At 61.3% G+C, this 429-nt stretch carries 1 protein-coding gene; it reads left to right on the top strand.

Features of this window, described 5'->3' with window-relative positions:
* Positions 1–76: 76 nt before the first annotated feature.
* A partial coding sequence (locus EH240_RS37565) for a helix-turn-helix domain-containing protein (RefSeq protein ID WP_148101208.1) occupies positions 77–429 on the top strand: 353 nt, incomplete at its 3' end.

Here is a 429-nt window from a genome sequence, read left to right on the forward strand (position 1 = left end):
TGCGCGGCCTGAGACATAGGTGACGTTTTGTACCGGACACATGGGTAACACTTTTGGCTTTTGGCCGGAGGTGTTGATGCCGTGGAGAGAGTGTTCGGTTATGGAGGAACGTCTTCGTTTTGTGGCTCGGCTTCTCGATGGAGAAGGGATGAGCGAGGTGTGCCGGGAGTTCGGGATCTCGCGCAAGACCGGCTACAAGATCTTCAACCGCTACAGGCAAGAGGGGCTGGAGGCGCTTTGCGATCGCTCGCGGCGGCCGGTGCGCTACGCCAACCAGTTGCCCGACCAGATCGAGCGGCTGGTCGTCGAGACCAAGCGCGAGAAGCCGCATTGGGGCGCCAGGAAGATCAGGGAGTTGCTGGTCAGGAAGCTTGCCGGTGACATGCGCATCCCGGCCAGGAGTACGGTGCATGCCGTGCTCGACCGCCA

Source organism: Mesorhizobium tamadayense (assembly GCF_003863365.1).
Taxonomy (GTDB): Bacteria; Pseudomonadota; Alphaproteobacteria; order Rhizobiales; family Rhizobiaceae; genus Mesorhizobium; species Mesorhizobium tamadayense.